Below are 17051 nucleotides of genomic sequence, written 5' to 3'. Positions count from 1 at the left end.
GAATCAGGAAGAAGTCACCCCCCCAGCCCCCCCAGCCCCCCCCAAGGGGGGAAATTCAGGAATCAGGAAGAAGGGAAATGCAATCAAATCGATGGTTTCAGCAATTAAAAATTTCGTAACTCCCGACAAGGTTTCCATCACTCAGAGTATGAAATCCGCTGGCGTGTTTAATTATAAGCTATTGCAGGTTCACATCGTACCTTCTCGGCTGGCTGACGTGTGCACCCTCGGATAGTTTCCAGATAGATATCTCAAGATCAAGAATTTGCTAAGGCAAGTTGGTGGGAATTGAGTAAATCGTTGTGGCGAACTGCTAGAGGACTGCGATCGCTTTTTGCTTTCAAATACTTGTCTACTACTTGCAAAATTTTTTCTGGGGAAGCCGGCTTGCTCAAAAAATCCGAACCACCTGTCAGTTTCGCCCGCGTGCGGTCAACGATACTGTCTTTACCGGTCAAAAATACGATCGGAGTTTCCCGAAAAGCCGATGTTTTCCGCAAAAAACTGCATAAAGCAAAGCCTGTTGTCTTCGGCATCAGCACGTCCATAAAAATCAAAGCAGGGTTGTGCTTAGCCAGGAGACTCACTCCCTGCATCGGGTCTTGAATTTTCAGGACTCGATAGCCTCCATCCAATAAAACTTGCTCTAAAAATTCGCAGACTGTAGGGCTGTCATCGATGCAAGCAATCAAAGGGCGACCTGGTTTAGCAATGGCCGCGGCCAAACGCCACTGTTCGATGGGCGATGGCAAATCGGGAACGGTGCGAAAATTAACTAAACCCTGCTTTATGTAGTTCTGCAAAGCGCGGGTGGCGACTGTCACACACTGCTTTTTTTTAAATGCTATGTCCCACAGAGTATTCTCGCCGTTGAAGACGTTAGCTAGAGTTAGGAAAGAATTAGAACTAAATCGATTTTTTAATTCCGGCGGTAATCTTAAAAGAGGTGCTTGTTCTGGTTCTACCAACCACAAACTCATTGCTTTCCACTTCTGCCACATTTGTTGTGTAGAGTACAAAACTTGCTGTAGCTCTGTTAAAGACACTAGCAAATAAGGGATAACATGAGACACATATTTTTTTGAGGGGCGCCACTCTCGGCGCAAATTCGATTGACCCATCAAAGAAAATAACACTTCTGAAAGGCTGGTTTGGACGATCGCCTTAGCTTGTTCCAGGTTCATTTCATTTTTGGCAATTCCTTGCTGAAGCAGTTGATATTCCCACAACTCCCCAGCATCAAGACCTCTGAGATCCACTTGAAAGTTGCGACAGTGTTGACCGACAGCCCTGTACCAACGTCTCGCCCTATGCCATCCTCCAGTCGCATAAACCAGACTGCCTCGAAAAAAGTAGAGTTGCCATTGTTGCTCCCCTTGCTCTAATAGCAGTTTTCCAGTGGCTTGCTTCTGGCTGAGCACTGTCAGCGTATGAGACAGCATTTTGTACCCGATTGCTGTAGTACACATTTTCACTCGCATCCCCCGTAATCCCTTTATCATATTTTACAACTTTTGAGAAGTGGGGACAAACAGTAATATTACTGAGTTTTTGTGAATATTCGCACTCTACCTCTATCCGCAACTTTTGTTTGTTGCTTGTTACTTGTTGCTGGTTCCTGCTGCTACAAGTGTTTAATTTACTACTCACAATTATCTGGGGGCGGTACGGGGTCATACCCCCCAGGATGCAGAGGTTGACAACGCAAAATCCGCTGAATTGCCATGGAACCACCGCGGGCAACTCCAAATCTTTCTATTGCTTCGATCGCATATTGAGAACAAGTTGGGTAAAATCTACAGGCGTTGGGTAAGTAAGGGGAAATTCCGATTTTGTAGCCTTGTATTAATCCGATTACCAATATTTTCATCTCGATATTTATTATTTGGTGTGTGCGATCGCTAAAAGACAATTTGAGGAGCCAAGATCTTGTTTGTCTCTGACTCAACTACTTGACCGATACCCAAAAACTGACCATCTTCATGATAAACCTGCAACGGAGAAGATAAGGGAATGGAGGTATTTTTTGCTGAGTGCCTACTTTCGATAATTTCTGCTATCGGGAGGCGTTGACCTTGAAACCAGCGTTTGGCATATTCAGGAGAAAGGACGATCGGCCCTAAATGGGCTAAAACCTCTGACGGTAAGATGGGGGAGAATTTATTTTCCTGCAATTGTATTTCTAATTCGGCAAAACTGAGACTTTGTTCGATCGCAAAACCGCTACTTTCAGTACGAGTCAAACGAGCTAAAGTGCCACCTACATTCAACATAGCACCCAAATCGCGAGCGATCGCCCGAATATAAGTACCCGCCCCACAGGAAATCGCCAAATCCAATTCAGGAAAATCCCCAGGCCGCCAATCCAAAACTTCCAGGCGAAACACCTCTACTTTCCTAGCAGGAACTTCCACAGTTTCGCCCTTCCTCGCCAACTCATAAAGGCGTTTTCCTCCCACCTGAATGGCACTAAAACTAGGTGGAAACTGCTCAATTTTTCCGATAAAATTGGGCAGTTGAGTTTGCACTTCTTCTAAACTTAAATCCGGTGCTGGTTGAGAAGTCAGGATTTCTCCTTCCAAATCATCCGTAGCAGTAGTTAAGCCAAACCGAATCGTACCTTTGTAAGCTTTATGATGTTGGAGAAATTGTAACAGCCTGGTTGCCTTGCCCAGGGCGATCGGCAAAACCCCAGTCACAGCAGGATCGAGGGTTCCTCCATGTCCGACTCGCTTGAGTTGCAAGAGGCGACGCACTCGCCCCACGCAGTCGTGGGAAGTCATGCCGGCTGGTTTATTTAAATTCAGAAAACCTTCAAAAGTCATTGGTTATTGGTTATTGGTTATTGGTTATTGGTTATTTGTTAACTAATAACCAATAACAAATTAAAGAATGAAGTCAGCCTGACTAATAGAAGTGCGGGGAACTCCGAACAGAGTAGCCAGAGTTTCCTTAGTGCTGGTAAGCTGAATAATTGTACTTGGCCTAGTTCCGCTAGTACCAGCGACAATTGTGAGTTCGGCAAAAGTAAGACCGGCGGCCAAGCGAATGCGATCGCTACCATCAGTAAAATCTGTAATCAAATCCGATTCTGACGAAAAACTCAGCGCAAAGGTATCATTTCCCAGCCCCCCAGTTAAAGTATCTTTACCTTTATCGCCGGAAAGACTATCATCACCAGCACCCCCAAACAAGGAGTCATCGCCAGAACCCCCAAAAAAGGTGTCATTGCCCGCGCCTCCCAACAAAGTATCGTTGTCTTGGTTGCCAAATAGCAAGTCATTGCCATCATCTCCAGTTTGGGAATCAGCACCTTTGCCACCATAAAGAGTGTCGTCGCCTTCATTACCCAACATAGTATCGCGGCCGGCACCGCCGAACAGACAGTCATTGCCAGCATCGCCGCGGATGGAGTCGTCGCCATCTTCGCCGTAGATGAGATCGTTACCTCCTAAGCCAAAAATTGTATCCGGACCTCCCAAACCGAAAATAGTATCAGCACCGCTAGTACCTGTGAGGGAATCTGGGCCGGAGGTGCCAATCTTGCCAATCCGGGACACTGTTGTACCACCGGGGGTGGGGGTGGGTGTGGGACTTGGGGTTGGGGTAGGTTTGGGAATTGGTTTCAAAGGGGCTGCTGGTGGCATTTTTGGACCCTGGGTAATTAGAAATTAAAAATTTGCACTTCTAACTTACCCAATTTCTAACAAAATACCTAGATCTCAATGGCGATCGGATTTTTGATTGCTTCATGGCCAGCTTATCGGGGAACAGGACTCGGCTGAGGTTGAGGAGTTGGGGGTCTAGATGCGGGGCGACTCGGCGGTGGGGGACTGTTGAGTAACTGTTGCAATTGCTGCGACGTGAGCGATCGCAAAATTCTCAGCCCTAGGGATTCTCTGGAGATGCTTTGAGCGTAGGAGGGTTCCACATACCGACGGAATTGGGACTGGTTGTTCAAATAGCTTTCCATGAAAGCAACGCTGAGTCCGTTTAGGTAGCGACGGGCTAAGGCGGGTTCTGGTCCGATGACATCGGGAGGTGGAATAAAGATGCTTTGAGGGGATTGGTCGATGGTGGAGAAGTGAGTGCCGTTTTTCATTAATACCAGATATTTGTTGGGTGATGTCAACCAAGTGAAAGGTTGAATTTGTTCGACCAAAGCGGGGGCGACTGTATCGGCGCTGCCTGCGATTACCATGACTGGAATTTGAATTTTACTGAGACTGGTTTCTCCCAGAATGCTGCTGCTAATCGGGTTAACGGCGATCGCAGCTTTGATGCGCGGATCGCCGAAATTGTACTCTAGGCGGTCCAATCCACGGGCGCGGCACTGCAAAAGTAGTGAGATGTTCCAAGTGTCGTTTTCTAGCCGACAGTCTTTGTCTAGCTGTGCCAAATTCATGGGTGCCCCGGCTAAGGCCAAAGCGGTGTAACCGCCGAAAGATTGGCCGATGATGCCGACTCGCTGCAAGTCTAATTGCCCTCGGTAAGTTGGATCGCTTACAGACAGGCTGGTTAAATAATCTAGCAAGTCTTTGACATCCAGGGGTCGATTCACAAATTCTGCTGGTCCTACTACTTCGTTGGCTTTGCCTGTGATTAAGTCTTGCAGTTGTTTGGCGTTACTGCCGGGGTGTTCGGGGACGGCGACGGCAAAGCCGTAGGAGGCTAGGTGTTTGGCTAAATATTCAAAGGAAGTGCGATCGGAGCCCAAACCGTGGGAAATTACGACTACTGGGGCTGGTCGAGGGCTACCTTGGGGCAGATAGATGTCGATGGGAAAGGTGCGATCGCGATTGGGATTTTTCAGAGTTACCGATGATTTTTTCCAGGTATAGGGGCCTGGTATTTGGGGCTGTAGTATTTGGGCGGGGGGAATTTCCGGTTCTGACACTGCTTGTTCTTCCGACAATTTGGCGACTCCTTCGATCGCCCGATTGGAACGGTTGATCAGCGTCGTCAGTTCGTTGGCGATGCCCAAGCCACGAGAGATGTCAATCCTGATCCCATAGGTGGGAAATTTCCGTAACACGTTGACAATTGTGACACCTTCTGGGTCTGATGCCGCTAAAATTAAGGCAGCTCGAATCGCGTAAAATCCAGGCTGTCTAGCTTTCGTCTGAATTACTCTACCCAAGCGCTCCAGCAGCAATTCTCCTTGGTCTGTGTAGAGGAATTGGGCGATCGTCACGGGGCTGATTTCAGCACGAGCTTGCAAGGCGGTCTGAATCTGCTCTAGCTGTTCTGGTTTGGCGTACTGAGCGAAGCCGTCTAAGTAGGAGTCTATTTTGCCTTCTGTGGCGAACAGTGCCAGGGAGTCGATCGGAACTGATACTTCTAGTGGGCCGTAAGTTACGTAAATCCGTTCGGCTGCGATCGCAGGTGTGGCCGTGCAAACAGCCGTAAATGCAAACAATCCTAGGTATTTTTGGATGCCAGAGAGCCGAGTGCGATCGGCACCAGGGGAGGGACTCGGAAACAGAAAGTTCATAACTTTTATACCCAGGACTTCTAATAATTAGTCGATCAAACAGTCTATATTGTTTCACCAATATTTAATACGGAAAAATTGATCGGTTTCCCATAAATTTAGGTTATGGTGTAAAACATCACCCTAAATCACATTTTGGCTTTAACAACCCTAGCTTCCTTTTCCTATTCAATGTCTTGATGTTAAGCCTGCTAACATCCCAATTAATTATTTTTGCCATCATCTTTAGATATCTGCGATCGCATCTGTAAGTAAAGTTTGAGTGAGAGAATTTATGATGTTCAATGCCACCGCTATCCTGATAGACGCTTTTGTTCAAGAGCTACAGGCTGGCTATCGCCGTACCTACGGCAAATACAAGCCAGACTACCCAGAAATCATCGCCTGGGCTGGGACAATGGCTCTGGAAAATATCGCTAATTGTGATGCTCTATACCACAACGTAGAACATACTATGCTCGTAGCCCTAGTCGGACAAGAAATTCTCCGGGGCAAGCATATTCGTGAGGGAGGAGTGTCGCCGGAAGATTGGCTGCACTACCTCATATCCCTACTGTGCCACGATATCGGCTACATCAAAGGCGTTTGTCGCCAAGACCAAGAAGCTGTCGGTCTTTATGCAACGGGTATTGACGGCGGCATGGTGTCCGTACCCATTGGCGCAACTTCCGCCAGTTTAACTCCTTATCATGTCGATCGGGGCAAACTGGTAATTGACGAACGCTTCGGCGGCCACACACTAATTGATGCCGAACAAATCAAACGCAATATTGAATTGACTCGCTTTCCAGTTCCTGCAAGCGAAACCCATCAAGACAGAAACAATTATTCGGGACTGGCGCGAGCAGCAGATTTAATTGGTCAATTAAGCGACCCCAATTACCTGCGAAAAATTAGTGCCCTGTTCTACGAATTTGAAGAAGTCGGCACTAATAAAATTTTAGGTTACAAATCTCCGGGGGATTTGCGACAAAACTATGCCAAATTTTATTGGAATGGAGTGTTTCCCTACATTCCGGCCGCTCTCAACTATCTAGACTTAACCCAAGGCGGAAAACAGATTGTTGCGAACCTCTACGCTAATGTGTTTCAGGTAGAACACGCTGAACCCCTCGCTTTCACCAAAGTCAACTCTCAAGATTTGCTCAAATCTCGTGGAAAAGGCAATTTAAAGGGAGAAAAAGATGCGGAAAATTTAGTGTTTTCCATTTCCGGAGAAACCAAGAAATTTAACGAATTTCCCGATCTAAATCTCTAATCAGATCGCAGCATTAACACTGACGAAAATCCAGGGAGCCAGAATTAGGATTCAAAAATATTAACCTAGTTGCTGACTCTTTTTGTTTGAGGTAAAATAGAGTTAATAACTCGTTGTTTGTTAGGGAGAGCTATCTGATGACAACCAGCAACATTGAAATCGTTTTTAGCTTTGATACCACGGGCAGTATGTACCCATGCTTGACGCAAGTTCGCCGTAAAATTAAAGAAACGGTAACAAGACTGCTCGATGAAATTCCAGGCATTCGCATAGGAATTATTGCCCACGGAGACTATTGCGATGCTGGCAGCACCTACGTCACTAAACACCTAGATTTGTCCGGCGATGTCGCCACCATTTGCAATTTTGTGCAAAATGTCGAGCCTACAGGTGGCGGCGATGCTCCCGAATGTTACGAATTAGTATTACACGAAGCTCAGTCACTTTCTTGGACTCCAACTAATGCCAAAACCTTGGTACTAATTGGCGACGACATCCCCCACGCACCGGCTCAAACTCCTCAAAAACTTAACTGGCGTCACGAAGTAGATAAATTAGCACAGATGGGAATAGCCGTTTATGGCATCCAAGCTCTCAACCGTAAACACGCTACTTTATTCTACAAAGAACTAGCCGAAAAATCTGGCGGTTTTCACCTCAATCTCGACCAATTTTCCTACATTACAGACCTGTTTTTAGCCGTTTGTTACCAACAGTCATCTAGCGAACAACTACAAGCCTACGAACAAGAAGTTGTCAGTCAAGGTCGGATGAATCGCGGATTAAACAAAATGTTTGATACCATGCTGAAGCGGGAAGGAGTTGCTGCTTACGAGTCAGCAGAATTGCGCTCCGTAAAACCAGGGAGATTTCAGATTCTGGAAGTAGACAACGAGATTTCAATCAAAGCATTTGTTCTGGAGAATGGTTTGAGTTTTAAAACCGGTCGTGGGTTTTATGAATTTACGAAAACAGAAACGATTCAAGGTAAGAAAGAAATTGTGTTGATGGAGCGTTCCACAGGGGATTTGTTTGAAGGAGAAGCGGCGCGAGAAATGTTGGGTTTACCAATGGGGGAGACAGTTCGCATCAAACCTAGTAATCTAGAAAAGTATGCGGTTTTTGTACAAAGTACCTCTGCCAATCGCAAACTGATGGGGGGAACTCGTTTCCTTTATGAAGTTGAAGATTGGGATCGTTAATCAAGCTTAAATGTGCCAACTTTAACCGCCGAGCGACTTGGATAATGCTAAAATTTATACTATCTGTATTTATCCTCAGTATCGGCGGTTAAAAAATATACACTTTAAAATTAATATGCAGCCCGAAATTAAACAGCGAGTTAAACAATTGAGGAAGCAGCTACAGGAAGCTGGCTATGCTTATTATGTTTTGGATGCCCCGATGTTGGCAGATGAGGTGTACGATCGCCTTTATCGCGAATTACAAAGCCTAGAATCCGAATATCCTGAATTAATCACCGCAGAAAGTCCAACTCAGCGCGTCGGAGAAAAGCCCGCTACTCAATTTTATAGCGTTAAGCACAATATTCCTCTATACAGTTTAGAAAATGCTTTTGATATTGCAGAATTTGCTAAATGGCAGGAGCGATGGCTGCGAAATTCACCCCCCCTCACCCCCCCTTACCAAGGGGGGGGACAAGAAGAAAATTCTCCCCCCCTCACCCCCCCTTACCAAGGGGGGGGACAAGAAGGAAATTCACCCCCCCTCACCCCCCCTTACCAAGGGGGGGGACAAGAAGGAAATTCTCCCCCCCTGACGAAGACAGGGGAAATTACTCCCCCCCTGACGAAGACAGGGGAAATTACTCCCCCCCTGACGAAGAGAGGGGAAATTACTCCCCCCCTTAACAAGGGGGGGCTGGGGGGGGTTTCCTATGTTTGTGAGTTAAAAATTGATGGTTCAGCCTTAGCATTAACCTATGAAAATGGAGTTTTAGTCCGAGGTGCGACGCGGGGAGACGGCATTTCAGGAGAAGACATTACTCAAAATGTTAAGACAATCCGCTCGATTCCTCTCCAGCTAAATATAGATAATCCGCCACCGATTGTGGAAGTGCGGGGAGAAGCTTTTTTATCCTTAGCGGTGTTTGCAGAAATTAATCGGGAACGGGAAAAAGCAGGAGAACAACTATTTGCTAATCCTCGTAATGCCGCGGCCGGTACGCTGCGACAGTTGGATTCTAAAATTGTGGCTCAGCGCAAGTTAGATTTCTTTGCTTATACTCTACATTTGGAACACGGACAAAGTCAAAATAAAAATGATGCCCAGTCTCCTGCTCTGCATGGTAAGGAGGATAATGAGCCGATAAAAACTCAATGGGATTCTTTGGAATTCTTGCAAACAATGGGATTTAAAGTGAATCCTAACCGTAAGATTTGCTATTCTTTAGAGGAGGTTCAGGAGTATTACGAATTATGGGACACTAAACGGCAAGATTTGCCTTACATGACTGATGGAGTTGTAGTCAAGATTAATTCCGTTGAATTGCAAAAACAGTTGGGTTTTACTCAGAAATTTCCCCGTTGGGCGATCGCCCTTAAGTATCCAGCCCAAGAAGTGCCTACAATAGTAGAAGCCGTCACCATCCAAGTAGGGAGAACGGGGGCCTTGACACCTGTAGCAGAACTAAAACCAGTACAGTTAGCCGGAACTACAGTGTCACGGGCTTCTCTCCATAATAGCGATCGACTTTCCGACTTAAATCTCCACATTGGCGATACTGTAATTGTCAGAAAAGCTGGAGAGATTATACCAGAAGTGGTGCGAGTTTTACCAGAACTTCGTCCAGATTCTGCTCAACTATTTCAAATGCCTACTTGCTGTCCCGAATGCCAACAACCCGTGGTTCGCGAAAAAGGGGAGGCCGTTACCCGCTGCATTAATACATCTTGTCCCGCAATTTTGCGGGGCTCCCTGATTCATTTTTGCAGTCGGGATGCCCTAGATATTAACGGTGTTGGAGAAAAATTGGTGCAGCAGATGGTTGATAGCAATTTGCTAAATTCTGTGGCAGATTTGTATGATTTAACACCAGAAAAATTGATGAAGTTAGAGCGAATGGGTGCTAAATTAGCCGAAAAGTTAGTAAATGCGATCGCCCAATCAAAAACTCAACCTTGGTCGCGGGTACTTTACGGTTTAGGGATTCGGCACGTCGGAAGCGTTAACGCCCAATTGCTGACCGAAAGATTTACCAATGTCGAAGAATTAGCCTCAGTATCCGCCGCAGCCATTGAAGGTGTTTATGGGATTGGTCCAGAAATTGCTCAATCGGTTTATCAGTGGTTTCAAGTTCCGGCCAATCAAACTTTAATTGAACGGTTGAAAACTACAGGATTGCAATTAAAATCCGAAGTTAAAAATCACAGTTCCACACAACATAATTTGCCCTTAGCTGGCAAAATCTTTGTCATCACTGGAACTTTGCCAACTTTAAAACGAGATGAAGCTAAAGATTTGATTCAAAAAGCAGGAGGGAAAGTCACCAATTCCGTTAGTGCTAAAACCAACTATGTAGTTGTCGGAGAAGACGCAGGCTCTAAGTTAGAAAAAGCTCAATCTTTAGGAATACACCAACTTTCAGAATCAGAGTTAATACAACTGCTAGAGCAACCATAAATCCTAGATAAAACTTAATGTATACCTCTGAACTCTTTCTCTGCGCCCTCTGCGCCCTCTGCGGTTCAAAAAAGCTCCTTTGACTCCAACGTAAATTTTGCTAAAATTAATCTAGTACACTCAATCCAAGCCCAAGGAAATACATTATGTCAGAAATTCCAACAGAACAAACACCAACAAATTTACCAATTCCAGAAACAACCCCACAAACAACTACCCAAAGCTCCATTTCTGCGGTGGACAACTTGAAAAATACTTTAGGAAATTTCCTCAATAGTTGGAAATTGAAAGCCGGAGTAGCAGTTGCTGTAGTCTTGGGAGTGTTCCTATTAACTTTTTACTGGCAGCATATCATCGCAGTGGTAGGTATGAAAAGTTGGTCGGCGCGATCGGGTGCTAAGGCGATCGAATGTATGGTAAGAGATACTAATGACGACCAGTATGTCAGTTGCAGTGCCCTCCTAGATCAGCAGATTGTCCCACTTGAGTGCAGCGCCAGTTTATTCAACATCGGTTGTCGAGTCAACTATGGAACTGCTGCACCTAATCTGAGACTGATGAGCCCCAGAGCTGCTACTGGTATCAGATGATGGTTGAATCAACAGATTTTTTACTAAAATAGGGGACTTACAAAAGATTTGCCATCATGAATAAACTTCAGAAATAAAGCTCAAAAAAATTTTGTCACGACTTACGCAAAAAACCCGGTTTATGATCCCAAATCGTCCGGTGCATCTCAATGAGTGCAAATATATTCGTAGGGGCGAAGCATGACCACTGTAAATCTGTCGTTATCACTAATAAATTTTCTGCGGTCATGCTTCGCCTATGCAAAATCGGGATGCTCCCAAATCGTCGCTTTCTCACCTGAAATATTGATATCAATTCCGGTTGTATTGGAATGATTAAACCACAGAGAACACAGAGGACACAGAGAAAGAGAGGAGAGAAATAATAATTCCGATGTAACCGATGTAAATATTTGGGATCAATATTTTCTATTTTCCTTCCCAAATCAAATCTAAACGATCTTGAGATTCTTGTAAGGCTTTTTTTACAGGTTGTCCTAGCATAGAAGCTTCGATGGCGCGACCTAAATTTTGTGAAATGCGACTATATCCCGCGATAATAGGACGCGATCCGGCAACGGACATTTGATCTACAAAAACTTTAATCACAGGTTTTCGCTTGATAAATTCTTGATAAGCTTGACTCTGCGCTGATTTCATATTAGCCGGTAAAAATCCAGTGCCAATACTCCATTTGGTTTGAAATTGTTCGCTCAAAGCATACTCCAAAAACTTGAGGGCAGCCTTCTGTCTTTCGGGAGTAGTTTTCATCACAAATAATGTCCCAGTTCCCGTGACTGTGGCTGGTCGAATATCGCTCGGCACTGGAAAAACCCCATAATCGACATTACTTTTCATAATATACGTCCAAGGGCCAGTAATTTGCATCGCGACACGGCCAGAAATAAAATCATCTTCTTCATAACCTCTTTCTGGCATTGATAAAGTCGCGGAACCATCTTTTAATAAATCTTGCCAAAATTGTATAGCCTTAATCGCCCCCGGATTCATTAAATTAGGGCGATTATTTTCGATTATTTGACCATTGGCACTTAGTAAAAAGGGAAACCAAGTGAAAGTAGTCCATTCTCCTTTACCAAAAGGAATTAACATTCCATACTGTTCTGGTTTCCCATCGGAGTCCCTATCGATAGTTAGTTTTTTCGAGACTTCCCTTAATTCTTCCCAAGTTTTAGGTAATTCGGTGATTCCGGCTGCTTTAAATAATTTAGGACGGTAAAAAATCCCTATAGAACTGGTAGAGATAGGCACTGACCATGTATGACCGTTTAATTGAATTTCTTCGAGAACACGGGGATACAATTCTGACTTCACTGGCAATTTGTCTAACCAATCTTCTAGGGGAACAATGGCATCTAAATTAACAAATTGACCTGTCATTTGGGGGTAAAAAGAAAGGATATCCGGTGGAGAATTACCCACCACAGATGTCAGGATTTTTGGTAATTGTTGGTCTAGTTCACCAGCGAAAATAGATTCTACCTGAATGTCAGGATTTTTCTGATTAAATTCTGCGACTAATTTTTGGAATACATCTCGGTTGACAGGAGGGTTAATTCCTTGCCATAGGGTTAAGTGAATGACTCCATCATTTTTGTGACTGACGGTTTGGCATCCTGTAAAAATAAACAAACCTACAGCGAGGATAATCGCGATTAAAGCACTTTTTTTGGGTGAAGCGATCGCCTTTATTTTCTTAATCATTATTTAAATCAATATTTGCTGTAAAACTCTTACTCACACTGTCTTCCGCTCTCGTGTAAATATAAGTACGAGGTTGAGAAATTTTTACCGTGTTGAATTTTTTTTGCGCCCTTTCCCATAAATCGGTATCTTCTCCATAGGAAATATTTTGAAACCCTCTTAATTCAAACAAAACATGACGTTTCAGAAAAAAAGTAGCACCCATAACACACTCTTGAGCATTAATTAGTTTTCCAGGTTGATAATAATCAGCTACAAAAATATCTCCATCCGTCTCAAAACCACCCGCAATACAATCCACTTCAGGATTAGCTTTCATATACTCCAAACGGGATTCTAAGTGATTGGGCTTATATTGATCGTCGCTATCTAGAAAAGTAATGTATTTACCGAAAGATGCTTGAATACCAGCATTTCTGGATAATCCCATTTTCCGGTTTTTGTGCTTGAAATAGCGGATATTTTCATGTTTTTCCAGAAAGGGATTAATGATGTCAAATGTATCATCTTGACTGCCATCATCTATAATAAGTAACTCCCAATCTTTAAAGGTTTGATTGAGTACGCTATTAATGCAATCGCTCAAATATTTAGCTCGATTGTAAGTAGGTACAATAATTGATATTTCTGGGATATAAGAAAAACTCAGAGGACTCATAGGTGTAAAAAAATGAGAAATTGTATATTTTGCAAGATGTTTGCAAATGGAAACTTGAAAAATTTAGACTTATTCTATCATATTTCAATCTAAATATCAAGCAATCATATCAGCAATGTAGCTATAGCAATCCTAAATCATTTGTGAATTTCTTACTCCCTCCCCTTAATAAGGGGAGGGTTGGGGTGGGGTAAAAAACTTTACGACTCCTGCAAGGACTGCTATAGTAATATAAACCCTAGCTACTTTTGCTAATTTAATGGTACATGATTGGATGAAGACCGTGGTCTTAATCAGAGTCCTACACGATAGTGGGATGATTTATAGCAATTTTGCTGCTCTGCTATCGGGATGTTTATTTAAAAATGTAATCCTTTAATTTCTATGAGTAACAATTCGCTGCCATCAATCCAATGAAATACCTCCTTTGAAACAACATCATAAGCTTCAAAGTCTTCGATACACCAGGAACTTATGTGCTCTTCATGTGGGTTGTTGAACACTTCTTCTTGTGGCCATAATCCCAAGGGAATATTAATGATAATTTTTTTCCCTTTTTTGATGATTTTTTCAATTAAAGCGACGGCTTCATCTTTAGGTAGATGTTCAAGAATATCACCAACAATGATTAAATCATAGTTGCTGACATCATCAATAACTTTTTGTGCGTCTCCTATGAAAATCTGGTCATACAAAAACCGATGAGTCTCCAGAATATAAGGCTCAAAAATCTCAATGCCATCTATCTTAATACGCCATTCCGATTTGTTATATCTTCCTTGCCCAATTTCCAGATATTCTCGTAAAAGAAATCCCCATTTACCAAAACCAATACCAATATCTAGTACGGATTTAGGGGAAATGTCCCATATTTTCTCAATTGTTGGAGAAATATGTTTCCAACTCGATGACGGCATATAATTACCTGCGATGGATTATGTCATCTTAAACCATACCATTTATAGGTAAAAATACAATAGCTGCTCCCGACTTAAATTTCCACTGCTGCAATTGCTATTTTTTGGATAATATCAAATCCTCTCTTCATCAGAATTATTCATCTCTCCGATATCTCTCTGTGTTCTCTGCGCTCTCTGCGGTGAAATCATTCCGATCCCACCGGAAATGATATAACTCGATCGCACATCGCACTCAGCAATCAATGCTAGTGGAAAGTAAGTATACCATAAATCTGGTATATCTCACTTATCTGGTTGCGGTGTCAAGTATGTGTTGCTTCCAGAGATACTTATGCTTAAACTACTTTGTTTGTCAAGTACAATTTGTACCAAATTAGATTAAATTACGGTGATGGCTCTACCCTCCCCTAATTATAAAGTAATTCCAAAAAAATCCCGACTTTTGAGTCTATTTATATCCGATCCTACATCTGTGAAATTACCAAGGATTTCCAATCATAGTGAAACTACTCCAATAGTAAGGATGAGAGAAATTGCGGTTTGATTGCTGTAAATTAGGAGGTAAATTTAAAGTGGCATCGCTTGTGACTAACTGTCGGTTTGTCATCCTAATTTTACCAGCAATCATCGCCTGTTGAGCAAGTTGCAGAGCCTCTGTCTTAATTATCGATCCTCGAAGTTGGTTGTAAAATTCACTCATCAGTCCCAAAGTGCCTCCATCATCAACATACCATAAACTCCCTAGGGCAGATTTAGCGCCGGATTTGACAGCTAAACCTCCAAAACCTAACTCTGCTTCCCGATCGCCCAAAGCCGTTCTACAAGCACTTAACACCAACAATTCCACTTGGGGATTGCGCCAATTCAAACTTTCCATGCGATCTAGCTGCAATTTATAATTCCACATTTGAATGTAAGAATTGCTGGATTTTCCTGGTAGGAATTCAGCATGAGTGGCTAGGTGAACGATCCGAAAGCCTCCCTGTGTGTGTTGTGACTTGAGATTATCTATAGTGAAAGTCGAATTGAGAAAAGATTGTCCGCTCCACTCACCATTAATTACCTGTAATTCTAGTGGTACACTGGGCAATGGTTTTTGCTCAACAAACTCCGATCTACCCATTGCTAATAATGAGGCACTCCTCACAGATTGATAATCGGTATTGGTATTGCTGAAACTGGGAATGAGACTAAAATTATATTTTTCAATTAAGAAGCCTTTCCCGTCGTGTAAAGCCGCAAATGGTAGGCTTCGTAGCCCTGGATCTACTGATAGCAACAGGGTATGAATGCCCAATTTTTCTAAATCCGGCTCTAGCTGTGAGAACAACCATTTGTATAGTTGTTGGGCGGGTTGCAAATAGGTGGTAGTGTTGATTTTTCTCGGATTAGTAATTTCATCCCGTAGTTGCTTGACGACGGGGAATAAAGCTGCTCTGTTGGCTGCGGGTACGCTGTAGCGAATCGGTTGTCCTAGGGGAGGAATTAAGATTATTTCTAATTGTTCGTATCGGGAAACTAGATAAATAATACCAGACCGCCTACCTGTTTTTTGTTGGATGGTTTGTAAAGTGTTTTGAAATTTATTAATCATCACGTTTTGCTCTGGGATGTTGGCTGTGACACCCAGATGTTCTAAAAATTCTTGATTTCTAATTTTTTCGATTTCCCAGACTGTTTTCTGTAGGTTGTTTTGTTCAAAAATGCGATCGGGAGACGGAACATATCCCAGAACTTGAACTCCATTAGGGTTGACAATTGTTGATGGTGTTGAGTCTTTTGGAGGTATAACACCACTGTGGGACAACCGGCTGGTGATACTGGGCTCGATGGTTAAAACTCGATCGCCTATACCGCCAGGATTCTCTAAGGGTGAAATTTTGCGACGTTGAGAGTCTTCTGGATTGAGGGTGGAAGATTCTGGTTTCGGTTCTGTGGGCGTGGCTGTGGCTGTGGCTGTGGCTGTGGCTGTGGTGATTGGTGTTACGGGTACTTCGACAGATTCTAGGGTTGATGTTACCTGCTGAATTGCCGGCTGGTTGATGACAGTTACCTGCGGATTTCCAGGCTGGTTTATTACTGTTTTTTCCTGATTTTCCAGTGGATTTATGACAGTTGTCGGTGGAGTTTCAGTCGGATTCGTGACGGTTATTGGTGGAGTTTCAGTCGGATTTGTGACAGTTATTGGTGGAGTTTGAGTCGGAGTTGTGACAGTTATCGGTGGAGTTTGAGTCGGAGTTGTGACAGTTATCGGTGGAGTTTGAGTCGGAGTTGTGACAGTTATCGGTGGAGTTTGAGTCTGATTTGTGACGGTTATTGGTGGAGTTTCAGTCGAATTTGTGACGGTTATTGGTGGAGTTTCAGTCGGATTTGTGACAGTTATCGGTGGAGTTTGAGTCTGATTTGTGACAGTTATCGGTGGAGTTTGAGTCTGATTTGTGACGGTTATTGGTGGAGTTTCAGTCGAATTTGTGACAGTTATCGGTGGAGTTGAAGTTACAAGCGCCGTTGGAGTTGGAGTTATCGCCGGCGTGGGAGTGGGAGTTTCACTGGGAGTGGAAGTGACACTGGGCGTGGGAGTTATCGCGGGCGTGGGAGTAACACTGGGAGTGGGAGTTTCACTGGGAGTGGGAGTGACACTGGGCGTGGGAGTTATCGCGGGAGTGGGAGTGACACTGGGCGTGGGAGTTATCGCGGGCGTGGGAGTGGGAGTAACACTAGGAGTGGGAGTAACACTAGGAGTGGGAGTAACACTAGGAGTGGGAGTAACACTAGGAGTGGGAGT

General features: G+C 43.8%; 14 protein-coding genes. 5 read left to right on the top strand and 9 right to left on the bottom strand.

The features are described from left to right. Positions 1–235 (top strand): hypothetical protein (locus ACBR23_RS26710; RefSeq protein WP_371125710.1); only part of this gene is annotated, 235 nt, incomplete at its 5' end. A 22-nt stretch (positions 236–257) separates the two neighbouring features. Here the strand turns inward: ACBR23_RS26710 and ACBR23_RS26705 are convergent. The 5 genes from ACBR23_RS26705 to ACBR23_RS26685 form a co-directional block, all read right to left on the bottom strand. Further along, positions 258–1469 carry a response regulator gene (locus ACBR23_RS26705; RefSeq protein ID WP_371116584.1) on the bottom strand — a complete coding sequence of 404 codons (1212 nt, stop codon included), beginning with the start codon at positions 1467–1469 and terminating at the stop codon, positions 258–260. A 173-nt stretch (positions 1470–1642) separates the two neighbouring features. Further along, on the bottom strand, positions 1643–1870 hold the full coding sequence (yidD, locus tag ACBR23_RS26700) for a membrane protein insertion efficiency factor YidD (protein WP_371116585.1): 228 nt from the start codon (positions 1868–1870) through the stop codon (positions 1643–1645). 31 nt (positions 1871–1901) lie between these two features. Continuing rightward, a complete protein-coding gene (truB, locus tag ACBR23_RS26695; protein ID WP_371116586.1) occupies positions 1902–2825 on the bottom strand; it encodes a tRNA pseudouridine(55) synthase TruB in 924 nt (307 codons plus the stop codon). A 60-nt stretch (positions 2826–2885) separates the two neighbouring features. Then, positions 2886–3647 (bottom strand): calcium-binding protein, encoded by a 762-nt coding sequence (locus ACBR23_RS26690; protein ID WP_371120223.1) that lies wholly within the window; start codon positions 3645–3647, stop codon positions 2886–2888. Between the two features lie 113 nt (positions 3648–3760). Then, complete coding sequence (locus ACBR23_RS26685; protein ID WP_371120222.1) at positions 3761–5494, bottom strand: alpha/beta hydrolase; 1734 nt, start codon at positions 5492–5494, stop codon at positions 3761–3763. Positions 5495–5771: 277 nt separating this feature from the next. On the opposite strand from ACBR23_RS26685, the gene ACBR23_RS26680 reads away from it, so the two are divergent. From ACBR23_RS26680 to ACBR23_RS26665, 4 genes are all read left to right on the top strand, one after another. Next, positions 5772–6752 (top strand): Npun_R2479 family HD domain-containing metalloprotein, encoded by a 981-nt coding sequence (locus ACBR23_RS26680; protein ID WP_340518894.1) that lies wholly within the window; start codon positions 5772–5774, stop codon positions 6750–6752. 137 nt (positions 6753–6889) lie between these two features. After that, positions 6890–7954, top strand: a complete 1065-nt coding sequence (locus tag ACBR23_RS26675; protein ID WP_371120221.1) for a hypothetical protein — start codon at positions 6890–6892, stop codon at positions 7952–7954. 115 nt (positions 7955–8069) lie between these two features. After that, entirely contained in the window at positions 8070–10394 is a 2325-nt protein-coding gene (gene ligA / locus ACBR23_RS26670) for an NAD-dependent DNA ligase LigA (RefSeq protein ID WP_371120220.1), read from the top strand. A gap of 146 nt (positions 10395–10540) precedes the next feature. Further along, positions 10541–10984 carry a hypothetical protein gene (locus tag ACBR23_RS26665; protein WP_341738262.1) on the top strand — a complete coding sequence of 148 codons (444 nt, stop codon included), beginning with the start codon at positions 10541–10543 and terminating at the stop codon, positions 10982–10984. 408 nt (positions 10985–11392) lie between these two features. Here the strand turns inward: ACBR23_RS26665 and ACBR23_RS26660 are convergent, their stop codons facing one another. The 4 genes from ACBR23_RS26660 to ACBR23_RS26645 all read right to left on the bottom strand — a co-directional run. Next, a complete protein-coding gene (locus ACBR23_RS26660) occupies positions 11393–12688 on the bottom strand; it encodes an ABC transporter substrate-binding protein (RefSeq protein ID WP_341738263.1) in 1296 nt (431 codons plus the stop codon). Beyond that, positions 12681–13346 carry a glycosyltransferase family 2 protein gene (locus ACBR23_RS26655; RefSeq protein WP_371116481.1) on the bottom strand — a complete coding sequence of 222 codons (666 nt, stop codon included), beginning with the start codon at positions 13344–13346 and terminating at the stop codon, positions 12681–12683. Before ACBR23_RS26655 ends, ACBR23_RS26660 begins: the two co-directional genes overlap by 8 nt. A 359-nt stretch (positions 13347–13705) precedes the next feature. After that, on the bottom strand, positions 13706–14263 hold the full coding sequence (locus ACBR23_RS26650; protein ID WP_371116482.1) for a hypothetical protein: 558 nt from the start codon (positions 14261–14263) through the stop codon (positions 13706–13708). Between the two features lie 481 nt (positions 14264–14744). After that, on the bottom strand, positions 14745–17051 hold a 2307-nt coding region (locus ACBR23_RS26645; RefSeq protein ID WP_371125709.1), incomplete at its 5' end, for a CHAT domain-containing protein.

This window comes from Microcoleus sp. (assembly GCF_041354475.1).
Lineage (GTDB): Bacteria > Cyanobacteriota > Cyanobacteriia > Cyanobacteriales > Microcoleaceae > Microcoleus.
The sequence above is the reverse complement of the archived record's forward strand: the minus strand, read 5'-3'. Positions and strand labels throughout refer to the sequence as shown.